This is a genomic window from Ancalomicrobiaceae bacterium S20 (assembly GCA_040269895.1).
GTDB lineage: Bacteria > Pseudomonadota > Alphaproteobacteria > Rhizobiales > Ancalomicrobiaceae > Methyloraptor > Methyloraptor flagellatus.
The window spans coordinates 4,895,680-4,913,798 of sequence record CP158568.1 but is presented as its reverse complement, the minus strand read 5'-3'; the positions used below and the strand labels follow the sequence as shown (position 1 = coordinate 4,913,798).

The 18,119-nt window shown below is 68.7% G+C and carries 17 protein-coding genes; 7 read left to right on the top strand and 10 right to left on the bottom strand.

Going from position 1 to position 18,119, the window contains the following annotated elements; translation table 11 throughout:
- Window positions 1-315 precede the first annotated feature (315 nt).
- Window positions 316-1,941, top strand: coding sequence for a benzoate-CoA ligase family protein (locus ABS361_22175; GenBank protein XBY44667.1), 1,626 nt, complete (start codon window positions 316-318; stop codon window positions 1,939-1,941).
- A 70-nt stretch (window positions 1,942-2,011) separates the two neighbouring features.
- Here ABS361_22175 and kynU read toward each other — a convergent pair whose 3' ends face one another.
- The 10 genes from kynU to ABS361_22125 form a co-directional block, all read right to left on the bottom strand.
- Window positions 2,012-3,226 (bottom strand): kynureninase, encoded by a 1,215-nt coding sequence (kynU, locus tag ABS361_22170; protein ID XBY44666.1) that lies wholly within the window; start codon window positions 3,224-3,226, stop codon window positions 2,012-2,014.
- Window positions 3,227-3,258: 32 nt separating this feature from the next.
- A complete protein-coding gene (gene kynA, locus ABS361_22165; protein ID XBY44665.1) occupies window positions 3,259-4,098 on the bottom strand; it encodes a tryptophan 2,3-dioxygenase in 840 nt (279 codons plus the stop codon).
- A gap of 37 nt (window positions 4,099-4,135) precedes the next feature.
- Complete coding sequence (locus ABS361_22160; GenBank protein XBY44664.1) at window positions 4,136-4,945, bottom strand: alpha/beta hydrolase; 810 nt, start codon at window positions 4,943-4,945, stop codon at window positions 4,136-4,138.
- A gap of 42 nt (window positions 4,946-4,987) precedes the next feature.
- Window positions 4,988-5,251 (bottom strand): helix-turn-helix transcriptional regulator, encoded by a 264-nt coding sequence (locus ABS361_22155; GenBank protein XBY44663.1) that lies wholly within the window; start codon window positions 5,249-5,251, stop codon window positions 4,988-4,990.
- A gap of 79 nt (window positions 5,252-5,330) precedes the next feature.
- Window positions 5,331-5,726, bottom strand: a complete 396-nt coding sequence (locus ABS361_22150) for a RidA family protein (protein XBY44662.1) — start codon at window positions 5,724-5,726, stop codon at window positions 5,331-5,333.
- Entirely contained in the window at window positions 5,704-6,135 is a 432-nt protein-coding gene (locus ABS361_22145) for a thioesterase family protein (protein XBY44661.1), read from the bottom strand. Before ABS361_22145 ends, ABS361_22150 begins: the two co-directional genes overlap by 23 nt.
- Window positions 6,132-7,358 (bottom strand): acyl-CoA dehydrogenase family protein, encoded by a 1,227-nt coding sequence (locus ABS361_22140; GenBank protein XBY44660.1) that lies wholly within the window; start codon window positions 7,356-7,358, stop codon window positions 6,132-6,134. Before ABS361_22140 ends, ABS361_22145 begins: the two co-directional genes overlap by 4 nt.
- A 4-nt stretch (window positions 7,359-7,362) precedes the next feature.
- Window positions 7,363-8,214 carry an enoyl-CoA hydratase family protein gene (locus ABS361_22135; protein XBY44659.1) on the bottom strand — a complete coding sequence of 284 codons (852 nt, stop codon included), beginning with the start codon at window positions 8,212-8,214 and terminating at the stop codon, window positions 7,363-7,365.
- Window positions 8,211-9,029: an SDR family NAD(P)-dependent oxidoreductase gene (locus ABS361_22130; GenBank protein ID XBY44658.1), complete on the bottom strand. Its 819-nt coding sequence runs from the start codon at window positions 9,027-9,029 to the stop codon at window positions 8,211-8,213. The genes ABS361_22135 and ABS361_22130 overlap by 4 nt, the downstream gene beginning before the upstream one ends.
- Before the next feature lie 40 nt (window positions 9,030-9,069).
- On the bottom strand, window positions 9,070-11,379 hold the full coding sequence (locus tag ABS361_22125; protein ID XBY44657.1) for a bifunctional salicylyl-CoA 5-hydroxylase/oxidoreductase: 2,310 nt from the start codon (window positions 11,377-11,379) through the stop codon (window positions 9,070-9,072).
- A 375-nt stretch (window positions 11,380-11,754) separates the two neighbouring features.
- Between ABS361_22125 and ABS361_22120 the strand changes: the two genes are divergently transcribed.
- The 6 genes from ABS361_22120 (at window position 11,755) to ABS361_22095 (ending at window position 17,853) form a co-directional block, all read left to right on the top strand.
- Entirely contained in the window at window positions 11,755-12,948 is a 1,194-nt protein-coding gene (locus ABS361_22120; GenBank protein XBY44656.1) for an ABC transporter substrate-binding protein, read from the top strand.
- Between the two features lie 133 nt (window positions 12,949-13,081).
- A complete protein-coding gene (locus tag ABS361_22115; protein ID XBY44655.1) occupies window positions 13,082-14,005 on the top strand; it encodes a branched-chain amino acid ABC transporter permease in 924 nt (307 codons plus the stop codon).
- A gap of 2 nt (window positions 14,006-14,007) precedes the next feature.
- The gene (locus ABS361_22110; GenBank protein ID XBY46987.1) at window positions 14,008-14,997 is read left to right on the top strand and encodes a branched-chain amino acid ABC transporter permease; all 990 of its coding nucleotides are present in this window, start codon (window positions 14,008-14,010) and stop codon (window positions 14,995-14,997) included.
- Window positions 14,994-15,764 (top strand): ATP-binding cassette domain-containing protein, encoded by a 771-nt coding sequence (locus tag ABS361_22105; GenBank protein ID XBY44654.1) that lies wholly within the window; start codon window positions 14,994-14,996, stop codon window positions 15,762-15,764. The genes ABS361_22110 and ABS361_22105 overlap by 4 nt, the downstream gene beginning before the upstream one ends.
- A complete protein-coding gene (locus tag ABS361_22100) occupies window positions 15,764-16,495 on the top strand; it encodes an ABC transporter ATP-binding protein (GenBank protein XBY44653.1) in 732 nt (243 codons plus the stop codon). Before ABS361_22105 ends, ABS361_22100 begins: the two co-directional genes overlap by 1 nt.
- A 128-nt stretch (window positions 16,496-16,623) precedes the next feature.
- Window positions 16,624-17,853 (top strand): alpha/beta hydrolase, encoded by a 1,230-nt coding sequence (locus ABS361_22095; protein ID XBY44652.1) that lies wholly within the window; start codon window positions 16,624-16,626, stop codon window positions 17,851-17,853.
- Window positions 17,854-18,119: the final 266 nt, after the last annotated feature.

Below are 18,119 nucleotides of genomic sequence, written 5' to 3'. Positions count from 1 at the left end.
GCCAGTTCGGGCTTCGCCGGACCTGCCGCCGATGCGGCCGGCGCTGCGTCCGCCGCGAGGCTCTGAGCCGGAAATCCACTGGATCCTGCGCTTTGACGCGAAGCGCCGCCAGAAGAAGAACCGCGTGCACCTCCGCCCGATTCCAATGCTTTAGATGGATACATTTTATGCTTGAACTAAATAGGGGCGTATGCCAGCCTCGGTTCTGACGAAAGGCCGGGCGCCCGCGAGGGGCGCGGCGCCGGCCTGTGGACGGCATGCGGCACTTGGCGAGCCGCCGTCCTTGAACGATCGTTGTCGCGGGAGGGTCAGCGCATGTTGGGTCCGTCGGTTCATGTCGATACGTTCACGCGCGATCGCCTGCCGCCGCTCGACACCTGGCCGGCGATGCCGGGCGCCGGGCTCGCCTATCCGGAGTACATGAATGCCGCCGTCGAGCTGACCGACCGCATGGTCGAGCGCGGCTTCGGCGACCACGTCGCATTGATCGGCAACGGCCGGCGGCGCACCTACAAGGAACTGTCCGACTGGACCAACCGGCTCGCCCGCACACTGGTCGAGAACTACGGTGTGAAGCCCGGCAACCGCGTGCTGATCCGCTCGGCCAACAACCCGGCCATGGTCGCCTGCTGGCTCGCGGCGACCAAGGCCGGCGCGGTCGTGGTCAACACCATGCCGATGCTGCGCGCCGGCGAGCTCGCCAAGGTCATCGACAAGGCCGAGATCAAGCTCGCGCTCTGCGACACGCGCATCCTCGACGAGCTGGTTGCCTGCGCCAAGGAGAGCCAGTTCCTGGAAGCGGTGGTCGGCTTCGACGGCACCGCCAACCATGACGCCGAGCTCGACCGCGCCGCGCTCGACAAGCCGGTCAATTTCGAGGCGGTGAAGACCGGCCGCGACGACGTTGCGCTGCTCGGCTTCACCTCCGGCACCACCGGCGTGCCGAAGGCGACCATGCATTTCCACCGCGACATCCTCGCGATCGCCGACACCTACGCCAAGAACGTGCTGCGCGTCACGCCGGACGACATCTTCGTCGGTTCGCCGCCGCTCGCCTTCACCTTCGGTCTCGGCGGCCTCGCGGTGTTCCCGCTGCGCTTCGGCGCCACCGCGACCCTGATCGAGACTGCGACGCCGCCGAACCTGATCGGCCTGATCGAGGCCTACAAGGCGACGATCTGCTTCACCGCCCCGACCGCCTACCGCGCCATGCTGGCGGCGATGAACGAGGGCGCCGACCTATCGTCGCTGCGCATCGCGGTCTCCGCCGGCGAGACGCTGCCCGCGCCGGTCTACGAGGCCTGGACCAAGCGCACCGGCAAGCCGATCCTCGACGGCATCGGCTCGACCGAGATGCTGCACGTGTTCATCTCCAACACGCTCGACGACCACGGCCCCGGCCGCACCGGCCGCCCGGTGCCCGGCTTCGAGGCCAAGGTGGTCGACGCGGCGATGCATGAGGTGCCGCGCGGCACGGTCGGCCGGCTCGCGGTCCGCGGCCCGACCGGCTGCCGCTACCTCGCCGACAAGCGGCAGGCCGAATATGTGAAGGACGGCTGGAACATCACCGGCGACGCCTTCTTCCAGGACGAGGCCGGCTACTTCCACTTCGCCGCCCGCAACGACGACATGATCGTCTCCGCCGGCTACAACATCGCCGGCCCCGAGGTCGAGGCGGCGCTGCTCGCCCATGCGGCGGTGTCGGAATGCGCGGTGATCGGCGCGCCCGACGAGGAGCGCGGCCAGATCGTCGAGGCCTATGTCGTGCTCGCCAGCGGCCACGAGGCTGACGCGCTGCTCGTCCGCGAGCTGCAGGAACACGTCAAGGCGACCATCGCGCCCTACAAGTACCCGCGCTCGGTCCGCTTCGTGGACGCGCTGCCGAAAACGTCGACCGGCAAGATCCAGCGCTTCGCGCTGCGCGAAGCCACCCGCGTCTGAGACGGAAAAGGCGGGACACGCGCACCGCGTATCCCGCCCTTTTCGAAGCAACAAGCCGAAGCCGATCGGCTCAGGTCACCGCGTTGACCACCGCGAATTCCGGTCGCCGCCAGACCTCGTCGCGGATGATCGCTTCCAAGATCTCCGCCGCCCGCACCACCTCGACCTCGCCGATATAGAGCGGCGTGAAGCCGAAGCGCATGATGTCCGGCGCCCGGAAATCGCCGATAACGCCCTGCGCGATCAGCGCCTGCATCGCCGCATAGCCGCCCTCGAAGGCGAACGACACTTGGGAACCGCGGCTCGCCGGGTCGCGCGGCGTGACCAGCCGCAACGACGGACAACGCCGCTCGACTTCGGCGATGAACAGATCGCAGAGCGCGATCGACCGCGCCCGGACCTCGGCGATGTCGACCCGGTCCCATATGTCGAGCGAGGCTTCGAGCGCGGCGAGCGCCAGCACCGGCGGCGTGCCGACACGCATGCGCTCGACGCCGCCGGCCGGGCGATAGCCGAGATCGAAGGCGAACGGTTTTGCGTGGCCCATCCAGCCCGACAGCGCGGCACGCGCCCGCTCGGCATGGCGCGGCGCCACATAGAGGAACGCCGGCGCGCCGGGGCCGCCGTTCAGGTACTTGTAGGTGCAGCCGGCGGCGAAATCGGCGCCGGCGCCGGCGAGATCGACCGGCAGCGCGCCGGCCGAATGCGCCAGATCCCACACCGTGACGATGCCGAGCGCATGCGCCTTGGCGGTCAGGCCCGCCATGTCGTGCTTGCGGCCGGTCCGGTAGTCGACCTCGGTAATATAGAGAACCGCGACCTCCTCGGTCAGCGCGTCCTCGATCGCCTCCGGCGCGACCAGCCGCAGCGCGTGGCCGCGCCCGAGCGTCGTGATCAGGCCCTCGGCCATGTAGAGGTCGGTCGGGAAATTGCCGGTGTCGGACAGGATCACCCGCCGCTCGGGTACCATGTCGAGCGCGGCGGCGAGCGCCTGGTAGACCTTGAGCGACAGCGTATCGCCCATCATCACCGAGCCGGGCTCGGCGCCGATCAGCCGCGCGATCCGGTCGCCGACCCGGCGCGGCTGGACATACCACCCGGCCGTGTTCCAGGCCCGGATCAGATCCTCGCCCCATTCCGCCGTGATCGTGCGCGCCACCCGCTCCGCGGCACCGAGCGGCAGCGCGCCGAGCGAATTGCCGTCGAGATAGATCACGCCCTCGGGCAGATGGAACAGCGCGCGCGTGTCGTCATAGACACGGAGCTGCGGGCGGGTCTCGGTCATGGCACTCGGCTCCTCTTCGATTACGGCCCGTCTCACAGCACCGTGCGGACGCGCCAGAGCTCGGGGAACAGCTCGATCTCGAGCATCCGCTTCAGGTAGCCGATGCCGGCCGTGCCGCCGGTGCCGCGCTTGAAGCCGATCACCCGTTCGACCGTGGTCACATGATTGAAGCGCCAGCGGCGGAAATAGTCCTCGAAGTCGACGAGCTTTTCGGCGAGTTCGTAGAGCGTCCAATGCGCCTCCGGCGCCTCGTAGACGCGCCGCCACGCCTCGACCACCGCCTCGTTCACCCGATGCGTCTCCGAGACGTCGCGTTCGAGCACCGCGCGCGGCATCGCGATCCCACCCCGGTCGGCCAGCCGCAGCACCTCGTCGTAGAGGCTCGGGTTCGCCAGTTCGGCTTCGAGTTTGGCCGTGACCGCCGGATCGTGCGCGTGCGGCTTCAGCATCGCGGCATTGCGGTTGCCGAGCGTGTATTCGATCAGCCGGTATTGCCAGGACTGGAAGCCCGACGATTGGCCGAGCGCGTCGCGAAATCGCGTGTAGTCGCTCGGCGTCATGGTGCGCAGCACGTCCCAGGCGCCGTTCAGCTGCTCGAAGATCCGCGACACCCGCGCCAGCATCTTCAACGCGGGCTGCACGTCGTCCGCGGCGATCGCACGCCGCGCCGCCCCGATCTCGTGCAGCGCGAGCCGCATCCAGAGCTCCGAGGTCTGGTGCTGGATGATGAACAGGAGTTCGTCATGCGCATCGGAGAGCGGATGCTGCGCGCCGAGGATCGCGTCGAGGGCGAGATAGTCGCCGTAGGACATGCGCTTCGCGAAGTCCGTCTCGGCGCCCTCGCTCGCAGGATCATAAGTCGACGATGTCATGGCCGCCCTCCCTTGGCCGCCCTCCCGGGCTGACGATTCAACCGAGCCCGAGCAGCGCCCGGGTGATCGGCGCGCCCTTGTCCGTCAAACCTTCGATGACGGTGAAATGGTTGTGCCCCGGCTCGATCTCGGACCGGACCGCGACATCGAAGCCGGTCCAGATGTTGGCGATCAATTCGGCCTGCCGGATGAACTCCGGCCGCTCGGCGCCGCCGACCCAGGCGGTCAGCGCCGGACCAGGGCGCGGGCGATGCAGCGCCGCGCTTTCCGCCGACACTTCGGCGTCATCCATGCGAAGCGTGTCGTTCATCTTGGTCTTGAGCAGCGGCCTGAGGTCGTGCAGCCCGCTGATCGACAGGATCGAGACGATGCGCGCAAAAACGGTCTCCGAAAGCAGTCCGTCGTCGCACATCATCCGCGAGACGAGATGGCCGCCGGCCGAGTGACCGGCGAGGCGGATCGGCCCCTCGACCAGTCCGGCGGCGGTCGTGATCGCGCTCGCGATTTCGCGCGTCATCTCGGCGATTCGCGCCGCCGGTGCCAGTGTGTAGCTCGGCAGCGCGACCGCCCAGCCCGACGCCCGCGCACCCTCGGCGAGGTCGGTCCAGGTCGACTTGTCGAAGCGCATCCAGTAGCCGCCGTGGACGAACACGACGAGCCCCTTCGGCGTGCCCTCCGGCATCACGAGATCGAGCCGCTGCCGCTCTCCGGCGCCATAGGCGATATCCGTCCTGAGCCCCGTCAGACCCGCCCGGTAGGCGGCCGCGCGCTCGGCCCAGAGCGCCGGCAGCTTTTCGGAGCCCGGCACATGGGCGCCATTGGCATAGGCATCGTCCCAGTCACGCATGCGATGTTCCTCCCCTGGTCGCGGTAGCCGGATCTTCCCCGCTCAGCCGACGGCCGACCGGTCGCCGAAGCGGTCCATCAATACCGCATACTTCACCGCGGCCTCGGTCCGCGAGCGGGTGCCGAGCCGGCGCAAGATCTCGGTCACATGCGACTTCACCGTGGCTTCGGCCAGGCCGGCATCGAAGGCGATCTGCTTGTTGAGCCGGCCGCAGGCGACCTGCGCCAGCACGAAGCGCTGCATGCGGCTGAGCCGGGCAACGCGCGCCGCGAAGCCCGAGGCATCGCCGCCGAACACGTCCGGCACGATCGGATCCGCGGGTTTCCGACGCTCTCGCCGGAGCCGAGCCGGCGGCGGGGTCTCCATCGCCACGCAGCTCATGGGCTCACTCCGGCACGACGGCAGTCGCCTGGATCTCGACCTTGGCGCGATCCTCCATCAGCGCCACGACCTGCACCGCCGCCATGGCGGGGAAGTGTCGGCCGATCTCCTCGCGATAGACCGCGCCGATCTCCTTCAGCCGCGCGAGATATTCCTGCTTGTCGACGAAGTACCAGGTCATCGACACGATATGCGCCGGCGTGGCCCCGCCCTCGCGCAGCACCGCCACGATGTTGCGCAGCGTCTGGCGCACCTGTTCGACGAGGTCGTCGGTCTCGAAGACCTGGCTCGCCGACCAGCCGATCTGGCCACCGACCCAGATCTGGCGACCGCGGGCGAGAACACCGTTGGCGTAGCCGATCGGCTTCGCCCACCCGTCAGGCTGCAGGATCTCGTGCATCGTTCGTCTCCAGATGCGCGGCGAGGCCGGCGCGGATGTCGTCGGGCCATGCGACGGCCCGATGGGTTTCGAGGGAGGTCGCGACCAGCACCTGCCGGGCGGTCCAGACCACGCGATCGCCGACCGCGACGCGGTGGCGCAGATCGACCGACCGGCTGCCGAGCGCGGCGACAGCGACGGTGAAATCGAGCCGGTCGCCATGGAACGCCGGCGCGGTGAAATCGACGTCGAGCTTGACGGTCGGCACGCCGATGCGCCGCTCGCGGATCATCGCCGGCCACGGTGCGCCGAAACGCTCGAACATCTCCTCGGTCACGCCGACGAGCAGGCGCATGTAGCCGGGAAAGAAGGCGATCCCCGCCGGATCGCAATCGCCGAAGCCGAGCGTGCGGGCGGTCGAAAAGGTCATGCGCCCTGCCCTCCTCGCGGAACGGTCGCCGCCTTCAGAACCTCGCGCGCGATGATCAGCTTTTGCACTTCCGTGGCGCCCTCGTAGATCCGGAGCGCCCGGATCTCGCGATAGAGGCTCTCGACGATCTCGCCGACGCGCACGCCGCGGCCGCCGAACAGCTGCACCGCGCGGTCGATGACGCGCTGGGCCGCCTCGGTCGCGGTCATCTTGGCCATGGCGGCCTCGCGGGTCGTCGGCAGCCCCTGCACGTCGCGGCGCCAGGCGGCACGATAGGTCAGGAGCGCCGCCGCATCGATCTCCGCCCCCATGTCGCCGAGCGCGGCCTGCGTCAGCTGCAGGTCGCCGAGCGTGCCCCCGAGCATGCGCCGCGCCCCGACATGGGCGACCGCCTCGTCGAAGGCACGCCGCGCGAAGCCGAGCGCGGCCGCCGCGACCGAGGCGCGAAAGATGTCGAGCGTCCGCATCGCCACCTTGAAGCCCTCACCCGCGCTGCCCAGCCGACGGCCGACCGGGATACGGCAGGCGTCGAAGCGGATCGTCGCCAGCGGATGCGGCGCGATCACATCGATGCGCTCGGTGATCGAGAAGCCGGGATCGTCGGCGAACACCACGAAGGCCGAGATGCCGCGCGTGCCCGGCGCCTCGCCGGTTCGCGCGAACACGGTGTAGACATCGGCGATCCCGCCGTTGGAGATCCAGGTCTTCTCGCCGTCGAGCACGTAAGTCTCGCCCTCGGCGCGCGCCGCGCAGGCCATGGCGGCGACGTCGGATCCGGCGTCCTTTTCCGACAGCGCGAAGGCGGCGAGCCAGGCGCCGGAGCGGACCTTCGGCAGCACGGCGCGCTTCAGATCCTCGGAGCCCGACAGCGCGATCGCCCCGGTGCCGAGCCCCTGCATGGCGAAGGCGAAATCGGCAAGACCGTCGTGCCAGGCCAGCGTCTCGCGCGCGAGACAGAGCTGCCGCGAGCGGATCGACGCGCCGTCCTCGTCCGGCGCCGGCACCGCCGCCTCCAGGAGCCCGGCCGCGCCGAGCCGGGCGACCAGCGTCCGGCAGGTGCCGTCGACCTGCGTATGGTCGAGCCCGGCTAGCCCGCCGTCGGCCACGAAGCCGTCGAGCCGCTCGGCATAGGCGCGATGCTCCGGGCCGAAGAACGGCCAGTCGAGCGGGTCTCGGGCAGGGCCGACAAGGCGGGAGGCGGCAAGAGAGGACGCGGCGCTCATGGCCTCAGTTCCCCTCGAACACGGGCTTCACCTTAGCGGCGAAGGCCTCGAAGGCGCGGCGGAAATCCTGCGTCGCCATGCAGATCGCCTGCGCCTGCGCTTCCGCCTCGATCATCTCCTCGAGCCCCATGGCCCATTCCTGGTTCAGCATGGTCTTGGTCATGCCATGGGCGAACCACGGGCCATCGGCGAGCGAGCGGGCGAGGTCACCGGCCTTCGCCTCGAGTTCCGGCGCAGCATGCAGCGCGTTGTAGAAGCCCCAGGCCTGTCCCTCGGCCGCGGTCATCGCCCGGCCGGTGTAGAGCAGTTCCGCCGCCCGGCCCTGGCCGATGATGCGCGGCAGGATCCCGCAGGCGCCCATGTCGGCGCCGGCCAGGCCGACGCGCGTGAACAGGAACGCCGTCTTCGCCTCGGGCGTGGCGTAACGCAGGTCCGAGGCCATGGCGAGGATCGCCCCCGCCCCGGCGCAGACGCCGTCGACCGCCGCGATGATCGGCTGCGGGCAGCGGCGCATCGCCTTGACGAGGTCGCCGGTCATGCGCGTGAAGGCGATGAGATCCGGCATGGTCATGCGGGTCAGCGGCTCGATGATCTCGAACACGTCACCGCCGGAGGAGAAATTGCCGCCCGCGCCCGTCAGCACGATCGCGCGGATGTCGGAGGCATAGACGAGGTCGCGGAACAGGTCGCGCAGCTCGGCGTAGCTCTCGAAGGTGAGCGGGTTCTTGCGCTCCGGCCGGTTGAGCCGGATCGTCGCGACGCGACCGTCCGCGCTCGTCTCCATCAGGAAATGCGTCGGGCGATGATCCTTGAAGGCCCGCTTCATGCCCGCCATCGTCGAAGCCGCGTCGCTCATCCCACCATCACCTCACCACCGGCGACCGCGATCGCCTGTCCATTGATCGACGCCGCGCCGCTCGAAACGAGCCAGGCGACGGTATCGGCGACCTCGTCCGGATCGACGAGGCGGCCCTGCGGATTGCCGGCGGTCAGTTCCGCCAGGACCTCGGTCTCGCTGCGGCCGGTCTTGGCCATGATCGCCGCCACGGCATCGCGCACGAGCGGCGTATCGGTGTAGCCGGGGCAGACCGCATTAACCGTGACGCCGGTCTTGGCGAGTTCGAGCGCCAGCGATCGGGTCAGCCCGACGACGCCGTGCTTGGCGGCGCAATAGGCCGAGACATAGCGATAGCCGACGAGACCGGCGGTCGAGGCGACGTTGACGATCCGCCCGCCGCCGTTCGCGCCGGCCGCCCGCACATCGGCGAGCACCGCCTGCGTGACCAGGAACACCGAGGTCAGGTCCACCGCGATCACCCGCTGCCACTGGTCGAGCGAGGTCTTGCCGAACGGCGCGGTCTCGGCCGCGCCGGCATTGTTGACCAGGATCGCGACCGGCCCGAAGGCCGCGCGCGCGGCGGCGAGGCCCTGCTCGATCGCGGCCGGATCGGTGACGTCGAAGCCGGCGACGACAGTCGCCGATCCCACCGGCAGCTCGGCCGCGACGGCCCGGAGCGGCGCCTCGCGACGGCCGGCGAGCGTCACCCGCGCCCCCGCCTGCGCCAGCCGCCGGGCGATCGCCGCGCCGATGCCGGTGCCGGCGCCGGTGACGAGCGCGTGGCGGCCCTCGAGCGATGTCGCAGTCGTGGCGGCGAGATCCGGAACCGTCATCGGTTGATCCTCACTGACGTCGAGACGTCGGTCTGGTCGATCACTGCGCCGCGGCGCGTTCGAGATTCGCCTCGTACTGACCCTTGGCGGAGCGGTACTGCTTCGGCCAGGCGACCGACTTCAGCCCGATCTTGGCCGCCTCGTGCAGCGCCCAGGACGGATCGGCCAGATGCGGTCGGGCGATCGCGCAGAGATCGGCGCGGCCGGCCGCGATGATCGAATTGGCGTGGTCGGCCTCCGAGATCGCGCCGACCGCGATGGTCGGGATGCGCACCTCGTTGCGGATCTTGTCGGAGAACGGCGTCTGGAACAGCCGGCCATAGACTGGCTTCTCCTGCTTCCAGACCTGACCCGACGAGCAGTCGATCAGGTCCGCGCCGGCGTCCTTGAACATTGCGGCGAAGATCGCCGCGTCTTCGGGCGTATTACCGCCCTCGAACCAGTCGTGGCACGACAGGCGCACCGAGATCGGCTTCTCCGCCGGCCAGACGGCCCGGATGGCGCGGAACACCTCGAGCGGGAACCGCGCGCGGTTCTCGTGAGAGCCCCCGTATTCGTCCGCGCGCCGGTTGGTCAGCGGCGACAGGAAGCTCGACAGCAGATAGCCGTGCGCGGCGTGGAGCTCGAGCCAGTCGACGCCAGCCGCGGCGGCACGCCGGGTCGCTGCGACGAAGTCGGCGACGACGCGGTCCATGTCCGCGCGGTCCATCGCCTTCGGCACCTGAGAGCCTTCCAGATAGGGCAGCGCCGAGGCCGAGATCAGCGGCCAGCCACCCTCTTCCAGAGGCTGGTCGATGCCGTCCCAGGCGCGCTTGGTCGCGCCCTTGCGGCCGGCATGACCGATCTGGCAGGCGACCTTGGCGTCCGAATTGGCGTGAACAAAATCGACGAAGCGCTTCCAGCCCTCGATCTGGGCATCGTCCCACAGGCCGAGGCAGCCGGGCGTGATGCGCGCATCCGGCGACACGCAGGTCATCTCGGCGAAGACGAGCCCCGCGCCGCCCATGGCGCGGGCGCCGAGATGGACGAGATGGAAGTCGCCGAGCACGCCGTCGGTCGCCGAATACATCGCCATCGGCGACACGACGATCCGGTTCGGCAGCGACACGTCGCGGAGCTTGTAGGGCGTGAACATCGGCGGCGTTGCGCGGCCGTTGCCCGTGACCGGCAGACCCGACTTGGCCGCGAACCAGCGCTCATAGCCCTCGAGCCAGGCCGGATCGCGCAGACGCAGGTTCTCGTGGCTGATGCGCTGCGAGCGCGTCAGCATCGAATACATGAACTGCTCGGGCTCCAGCGTGTCGGCATAGCGGCGACCGACCACCTCGAACCATTCCATCGCATTGCGCGCGGCATTCTGGATGCGTGCGACGTCGACGCGGCGGATCTCCTCGTAGGTGGCGAGCACCGCCGGGATCGTGTCGACGCCGTGCCCGAGCGTCTCGAACTGGCGCGCCAGTTCGATCGCGTCGTCGATGGCGAGCTTGGTGCCCGAACCGATCGCGAAATGCGCGGTATGGGCCGCGTCGCCCATCAGCACGACATGCGAGCGGCCGTTGAAGTGGCTCCACTTGCCGCAGATCAGGCGGTTGAAGTTGAGCCAGGACGAGCCGCGCAGATGCCGCGCGTTGGTCATCAGCGGCGCGCCGTCGAGCACCTCCTCGAACAGCTTTTCACAAAAGGCAATTGAACCGTCCTGGTCGAGTTCGCCGAGACCGTGGGCCTGATAGGCCTCCTCGGTCGTTTCGACGATGAAGGTCGAGGTCTCGGCGTCGAACTTGTAGATATGCGCCTGGAACCAGCCGTGCTCGGTCTTGCGGAAGTCGAAGGTGAAGGCGTCGTAGAGCTTCTTGGTGCCGAGCCAGATGTAGCGGTTCGGCCGCACCAGCAGGTCGGGCTGGAACACCTCGGTGTACCGGTTGCGCACCTTCGAATTGATGCCGTCGGAAGCGATGATCAGGTCGGCGTCGGGGAAGTCGAGATCGCTGTCGACCTCGCGCTCGAACACCAGTTCGACGCCGAGCCGCTCGCAGCGCCGCTGCAGGATGTTGAGGAGCTGCTTGCGGCCGATGCCGACGAAGCCGTGCCCGCTGGTGCGCTGGCGGGTGCCCTTGAACCAGACCTCGATGTCGTCCCAGTGGTTGAACGCATCCTCGATCTCGGCCGCGGTCTCCGGATCCCACTGGCGCATCGAGGCCATGGTCGCGTCGGAGAACACCACGCCCCAGCCGAACGTGTCGTAGGGCTTGTTGCGCTCGACCACCGTGACCGAGTGCTCCGGATGAAGCTTCTTCATCAGGAGCCCGAAATAGAGCCCAGCCGGGCCGCCGCCGATGCAGACGATGCGCATGGTGATCTCCCTGAACCGGTCGAGCACGGGCCAGACCGATGCTTTAGGATTAAAATAATCGCGCTTCAATCAGGCTGTCAAGCGAGGTCGCGCCGACGGTCGGGTCGCAAAATCGACGGCGGTTTCGCCTCGGACACGCGATCTGGTGCGTCCGCCGGGCTCCATGACCGGGAAAGGCGTGTCGCCGATCGCCCAGCCTTTGGGCAAACGGTGCCGAGTCGTTATGCTTGACACTTGAACTTTTTATGCCTGAATTGTTTGAAACGCGGAACCGGCTTCGGATCCGCCAGCGCATCGCCCGTCCGTTCGTTCCATCACCGGCCACCGGAAGAGTGGCGGAGAACGGGCCCGCAGAAACGAGGGAAGGATAACCGGATGCCGCCGTTTGGAAAGATGCCGTTCGCCTCGGCCCTGATGCTCGCCTCGGCTCTCGTGGCCACGCCGCTCCTGTCGTCGGCGGCCCTGGCCGATCCGGTGAAGATCGGCTTCGTGTCGACGCTGTCGGGGCCGTCGGCGGCGCTCGGCGTGCACATGCGCGACGGCTTCCTGCTCGCGGTCAAGGAACTCGGCGGCAAGCTCGGGGGACAGCCGACCGAGGTCGTCGTGGTCGATGACGAGCTGAAGCCCGACGTCGCCGTCACCAAGGTCAAGGCGCTGCTGGATCGCGACAAGGTCGACATCGTCGCCGGCGTCGTCTTCTCCAACGTCATGATGGCGATCCAGAAGCCGGTGCTCGAGAACGAGACCTTCATCGTCTCCGGCAACGCCGGCCCGTCGCCGCTCGCCGGCAAGGGCTGCTCGCCGTATTTCTTTTCGGCCTCCTACCAGAACGACCAGAACCACGAAGTCATGGGCAAGTATGCCCAGGACAAGGGCTACAAGCGGGTCGTCCTGATGACGCCGAACTACCAGGCCGGCAAGGATTCGATGGCCGGCTTCAAGCGCCACTTCAAGGGCGAGGTGGTCGAGGAGATCTTCACACCGCTCGGCCAGCTCGACTTCTCGGCCGAACTCGCGAAGATCGCGGCCGCCAATCCGGATGCACTGTTCACGTTCATGCCGGGCGGCATGGGCGTCAATCTGGTCAAGCAGTTCAACCAGGCCGGGCTCAAGGACAAGATCCCGTTCCTGTCGGCCTTCACGGTCGACGAGACGACGCTGCCGGCGACCCAGGACGCCGCGATCGGGCTCCTGTCGGGCGCGGAATGGGCGCCGAACATCGACACGGCCGAGAACAAGGCCTTCGTGGCGGCTTATGAGAAGGAATACGGCGTGGTGCCGTCGGTCTATGCGGCGCAGGGCTATGACGCGGCCAAGCTGATCGACGGCGCGCTGAAGGCGACGGGCGGCAAGGTCGCCGACAAACAGGCGTTCCGCAAGGCGCTGGCGTCGGCGCCGTTCAAGTCGGTGCGCGGCGGGTTCTCGTTCAACACCAACGGCTTCCCCGTCCAGGACTTCTACGTCGCCAAGGCCGTCAAGCGCGCCGACGGCAAGTTCGCCACCGAGACCGTCTCGAAGGTTTTCGCCGAGGCAAAGGACGCGTACGTTGGCGAATGTCCGCTGAAGTGACGAGGCCCGGCCGGGCGCCCGTCGCATCAGGGCGCCCGCCGTCTTCGATCCCGCCGTCTTCGATCCCGCAGTCTTCGACCCCGACCGACGTCAGATCCCGTCGACCTCGAACCTCCAAGCCGCCAGGGGGCCCATGACCACCGCGCTGCTCGTCTCCCAGCTCCTGAACGGGCTCCAGCTCGGCGTGATCCTGTTTCTGGTCGCCGCCGGTCTGACGCTCGTCTTCGGCGTGATGGACTTCATCAATCTCGCCCACGGCGTCCAGTACATGCTCGGCGCCTATCTGGTCGCCGTCGCGGTCGCCACCACCGGCAATTTCGCGCTCGGCTTTGCCCTGGGCCTCGTCGGCGCGCTGCTGCTCGGCTTCGTGCTCGAGATCCTGGTGTTCCGACATCTGACCCGCCGCGACCACCTCGATCAGGTGCTCGGCACCTTCGGCGTGATCCTGGTCGTCACCGAGGGCGTCAGGATCGTGTTCGGCGCGGCACCGCTCGCCTTCCCGACGCCGGCCGCGCTGTCGGGCTCGGTGCCGCTGATGCCCGGCCTCGTCTATCCGGTCTGGCGACTGGTGATTCTGGCCGTCGGCATCGCGGTCGCCGGCCTGCTCTGGTACATCGTCAACCGCACGCGCATCGGCATGCTGGTCCGCGCCGGCTCGACCCATCCCGAGACCGTCTCCGCGCTCGGCGTCGACATCGATCGGCTGTTCGTCTTCGTCTTCGCCTTCGGCGCCATGCTCGCCGGCCTCGCCGGCGCCATGGCCGGCCCGCTGGTCTCGGTCGAGCCGACCATGGGCGACAAGATCCTGATCGTCGCCTTCGTCGTGATCGTGATCGGCGGCATCGGCTCGATCAAGGGTGCCTTCGTCTCGGCGCTGCTCGTCGGCCTCGTCGACACGCTCGGCCGCGCCTTCGCGCCCGATCTCCTGAAGCTCATCGTCGGCAAGTCGGCCGCCGCCGCGGCCGGACCCGCCTTGTCGTCGATGCTGATCTATCTGCTCATGGCCGTGGTGCTCAGCATCCGGCCGACCGGGCTGTTCGGCGGGAGGGCGTCGTGACCATGGTGCCTTCGGTCTCCGCTCCGTCCGCGACCGCCGCCGCGCCGCGTCGCCGGTTCCTGCCCGGCGCCGCCGTCCTCGTGGTCGCGGTCTTCGCGCTAGCTCTCGTGGTGTCGCAGTTCGTCGGCGGCGGCTACGGCGCGACGCTGGTGGTCAGAACCGCCGTCTTCGCGCTCGCGGCCGTTTCGCTCTCCTTCCTGATCGGCCAGGCCGGGCTCGTGAGCTTCGGCCATGCCGCGCCGCTCGGCATCGGCGCCTATGCCGTGCTGATCGCCGGCGAATACGGCGTCTCGGATGCCTTCATCGTGCTGCCGCTCGCCTTCGCGGCGAGCGCGCTGTTCTCGATCGCGACCGGCGCGATCGCGCTCCGCACCCGCGGCGTCTATTTCATCATGATCACGCTCGCCTTCGCGCAGATGGTCTTCTACGTCGCTGCCAGCCTGTCGGCCTTCGGCGGCGACGACGGCATGGCGATCGCCCGCCGCGCCACCGTGCTCGGCGCGAAACTGCTCAAGACCGACACCAATCTCGCCGTTCTCGCGATCAGCGCGCTCGGCCTGGCGCTGTTCCTGTTCGAACGGCTCGCCGCCTCGCGCTTCGGCCTGATGCTGCGTGCCGGCCGCGCCAACGAGGCCAAGCTGATGGCGCTCGGCCTCGATCCCTACCGGCACCGCCTGATCGCGCTGGCGCTGGCCGGCGGTGCCGCCGGGCTCGCCGGCGCCCTGCTCGCGACCCAGGTCGAATATGTTTCGCCGGCGACGATGGGCTGGCACATCTCGGGCGAACTGATCGTCATGGTCGTGCTCGGCGGCGTCGGCCGGCTCGGCGGCGCGGTGATCGGCGCGGTGGCGGTGACCGCACTGAACGAGGCGCTCGGCTCGTTCACCGAACATTGGCAGCTCGGGCTCGGCCTGGTGATCGTCGTCGTCGCCCTGCTGCGCGGTACCGATCTCAAGGCGCTTCTGTCAGGCATGCGCGGGGGTTCGCAATGACCGGAACAGGAACCCCCGAACCGATCCTCGTCCTCGACGGCGTGGAAAAAGCCTTCGGCGCGCTGCAGGTCACCCGCAACGTCTCGCTCGACGTGCGCGCCGGCGAGGTCCACGCCCTGATCGGCCCGAACGGCGCCGGCAAGACCACGCTGATCTCGCAGATCGCCGGCTCGCTGAGGCCGGATGCCGGGCGGATCCGCTTCGACGGCGCCGACGTGACCGGGCTCGGCGTCGCCGCCCGCGCCCGGCGCGGCCTCGGCCGCGTGTTCCAGATCTCCCACGTGGTCGGCTCGTTCACCGCGCTTCGAGAATGTCGCGGTCGCGGCGATCGCGGCCGGCGGCGGTGCGTTCCGGTTCTGGCGGCCGGCGCTCGCCGATCTCGCGCTCAAGACGAAGGCCGAAGCCGCGCTCGACCGTGTCGGCCTGGCCGACCGCCGCGCCACCCCGCCGGCAGCCTCTCGCACGGCGAGCGCCGCGCGCTCGAACTGGCCATGTGCCTGGTCCAGAACCCGAAGCTGCTGCTGCTCGACGAGCCCATGGCCGGCACCGGCCGCGCCGAGGGCGAACGGCTCACCGAACTGCTCGTGTCGCTCAAGGGCCGGATCCCGATCCTGCTGGTCGAGCACGACATGAACACCGTGTTCCGCCTCGCCGACCGGATCTCGGTGCTGATCTACGGCGCGGTCGCGATCACCGGCGAGCCGGCCGCGGTGCGCGCCGATCCCGTGGTGCGCCGGGCCTATCTCGGCGAGGAGGAGGCGGTCTGATGGCGACCCCGCTCGTTTCGCTCGAAAACCTCGACACCGGCTATGGCGGCGCGCAGGTGCTGTTCGGTCTCGGCTTCGAAGTCATGCCCGGCGAGGTGGTCACGCTCATGGGCCGCAACGGCATGGGCAAGACCACCACGATCCGGACCCTGTTCGGACTGCTCGCCCCGCGAGAAGGCCGCATCCGGGTGCGTGGCCGCGACATGACCGGCATGGCCCCGCACAAGATCGCGGCGAGCGGGCTCGGCTATGTGCCCGAGGGCCGCCAGATCTTCCCGCGCCTCAGCGTCGAGGAAAACCTCGTCGCCACGGCGCGGGCTCCCGCCGCCCGCAGCACCAAGGCCGACACCGGCGGCGCATGGACGCTCGACCGCGTCTATGCAGCCTTCCCGCGCCTCAAGGAACGGCGCGGCAACCTCGGCACCCAGCTCTCCGGCGGCGAACAGCAGATGCTGGCCATCGGCCGGGCACTGATGACCAACCCCGAACTGCTCGTGCTCGACGAGGCGACCGAAGGTCTCGCCCCGGTGATCCGCGGCGAGATCTGGACCGCGATCGAGGCGCTGCGCGCCGATGGCCTGTCGATCCTGGTCGTCGACAAGAACATCGACGCCCTGATGCGGATCGCCGACCGCCACGTCGTGATCGAAGGCGGCCGCGTGGTCTGGACCGGCACGACCGCAACACTCGCCGCCGACCGCACGCAGGCGACACGGTTTCTCGAGGTCTGAATCAGGTTTTCGGCTCGATTGTCCGAGGAATGAAGCGGGACACGGTTTTTTTACAGCACATGTGTACCGTTAGGGCAGCTTCATGGAGCCGGCCGCAGCTGCGACCGGTTCCCTGCACAGGAGCCCTCATGCGCCGTTTCTTCGCCTCGCTCGCCTTCGCCGGCCTCCTCGCCGGCACTTCGCTGTCGCCCGCCGTGGCTCAGCAGACCGGCCCGATCCAGGTCTCATCGGGCATCAAGTACGAGTTTCTCGCGCGCTGGGACGTCGACCGCCTGAACAAGATCATGCAGGTCGACACGCCGAAATTCGCAGGCGTGACCGTGACCAACACGCCGGCCCGCAACGCCGTGCGGCTCTATCGCGTCACCTACAACTCGGTCGTGCCGGAAAAGGGCAACAAGCCGATCGTGGTCTCGGGCCTGCTGGCAATCCCGGATGTCGACGCCAAGTCGTTCCCGACCGTGTCCTATCAGCACGGCACCGTCTACGGCCGCGAGCAGGTGCCGTCGTTCCCCGAGCAGTCCGATGAAACCCGGCTCATGATCGCCCAGTTCGCCGGGCAGGGCTACGTGCTGATGGGCTCGGACTATTTCGGCATGGGCATCTCGACCGAGCCGGAAGGCTACATGGTCAAGGCCAGCCACCAGCAGGCCTGCACGGACATGATCGGCGCCGGCCGCGCCGTGCTCGATCAGATGAAGATCACGAGCGACAAGCTGTTCCTCTCCGGCTGGTCGCAGGGCGGCTTCGTCACCATGGCCTGCCTGCAAAAGCTCGAGAAGGACGGCGTCAAGGTCGACGGCGCGGCGACCGCCAGCGCCCCGCTCGATCTCAGCGCGCTGATGAACGGCTTCCTGAACTTCCCGCGCAAGAACGACGCCGTCTGGCTGAACAGCATCGTGATCCTGTCCGCCTTCGCCTTCGAGAACTACTACGGCATCCCCGGCATGGCCCGCTCGGTGATCGCCGACGAATACTACGACATGGCCAAGGCCGCCTACGATCGTACGGCCCTGCCGAACGGCAAGCCGCTCGATCCGGCCGCCATTCCGACCGATCTGCACAAGCTGATGAAGCCGGAGTACTTCGATTCGCAGTTCTTCGCCGCGTCCGCCTACGGCCGCCTGATGAACGCGACCGAAAGCTATCATTGGCTGATCAAGTCGCCGGTGCGCAACTACTATGGCGAGGCCGACGAGGCAATCACCGTCGGCGTCGGCCGCATGGCGATGACCTATCAGCAGGCGATCGGTGCCGGCAACCCGCTGGTCGAAGCCGTTTCGACCGGCCAGACCACGCATCGCGGCACCTTCGTCACCGCCGTGCCGCAGTGGAAGGCGTGGTTCGACGGCCGCTGACGCGCCAGCCGGCGAAAACCCGATCCTTCGGGGATCCGACATGAAGGGGGCGTCGTCCGAGCGATCGGACGGCGCCCTCGGCGCGTCCGACAGGCTCTCGGTGGCCGATCTCGACGGCCTGCCCTCGATCACCGGCCGCTTTAAAGAGATTTCGGGCGTGGCGATGCCCGTTCCCGCCACACCTTCGACACCGAGGGCCTGCCGGCGAAAGCGGGCAAAACGGTCCCGAAAGCGCTTCGATGCCCCTCAGCGGTCGGTGCCGAACC

Coding starts and splice junctions, on each gene's coding strand:
- kynA (XBY44665.1), bottom strand. CDS start 4,098: ATGACATCGTCGACTTATGATCCTGCGAGCGAGGGCGCCGAGACGGAC.
- ABS361_22175 (XBY44667.1), top strand. CDS start 316: ATGTTGGGTCCGTCGGTTCATGTCGATACGTTCACGCGCGATCGCCTG.
- ABS361_22120 (XBY44656.1), top strand. CDS start 11,755: ATGCCGCCGTTTGGAAAGATGCCGTTCGCCTCGGCCCTGATGCTCGCC.
- ABS361_22145 (XBY44661.1), bottom strand. CDS start 6,135: ATGACCTTTTCGACCGCCCGCACGCTCGGCTTCGGCGATTGCGATCCG.
- ABS361_22100 (XBY44653.1), top strand. CDS start 15,764: ATGGCGACCCCGCTCGTTTCGCTCGAAAACCTCGACACCGGCTATGGC.
- kynU (XBY44666.1), bottom strand. CDS start 3,226: ATGACCGAGACCCGCCCGCAGCTCCGTGTCTATGACGACACGCGCGCG.
- ABS361_22095 (XBY44652.1), top strand. CDS start 16,624: ATGCGCCGTTTCTTCGCCTCGCTCGCCTTCGCCGGCCTCCTCGCCGGC.
- ABS361_22115 (XBY44655.1), top strand. CDS start 13,082: ATGACCACCGCGCTGCTCGTCTCCCAGCTCCTGAACGGGCTCCAGCTC.
- ABS361_22135 (XBY44659.1), bottom strand. CDS start 8,214: ATGAGCGACGCGGCTTCGACGATGGCGGGCATGAAGCGGGCCTTCAAG.
- ABS361_22130 (XBY44658.1), bottom strand. CDS start 9,029: ATGACGGTTCCGGATCTCGCCGCCACGACTGCGACATCGCTCGAGGGC.
- ABS361_22140 (XBY44660.1), bottom strand. CDS start 7,358: ATGAGCGCCGCGTCCTCTCTTGCCGCCTCCCGCCTTGTCGGCCCTGCC.
- ABS361_22160 (XBY44664.1), bottom strand. CDS start 4,945: ATGCGTGACTGGGACGATGCCTATGCCAATGGCGCCCATGTGCCGGGC.
- ABS361_22125 (XBY44657.1), bottom strand. CDS start 11,379: ATGCGCATCGTCTGCATCGGCGGCGGCCCGGCTGGGCTCTATTTCGGG.
- ABS361_22105 (XBY44654.1), top strand. CDS start 14,994: ATGACCGGAACAGGAACCCCCGAACCGATCCTCGTCCTCGACGGCGTG.
- ABS361_22150 (XBY44662.1), bottom strand. CDS start 5,726: ATGCACGAGATCCTGCAGCCTGACGGGTGGGCGAAGCCGATCGGCTAC.
- ABS361_22110 (XBY46987.1), top strand. CDS start 14,008: ATGGTGCCTTCGGTCTCCGCTCCGTCCGCGACCGCCGCCGCGCCGCGT.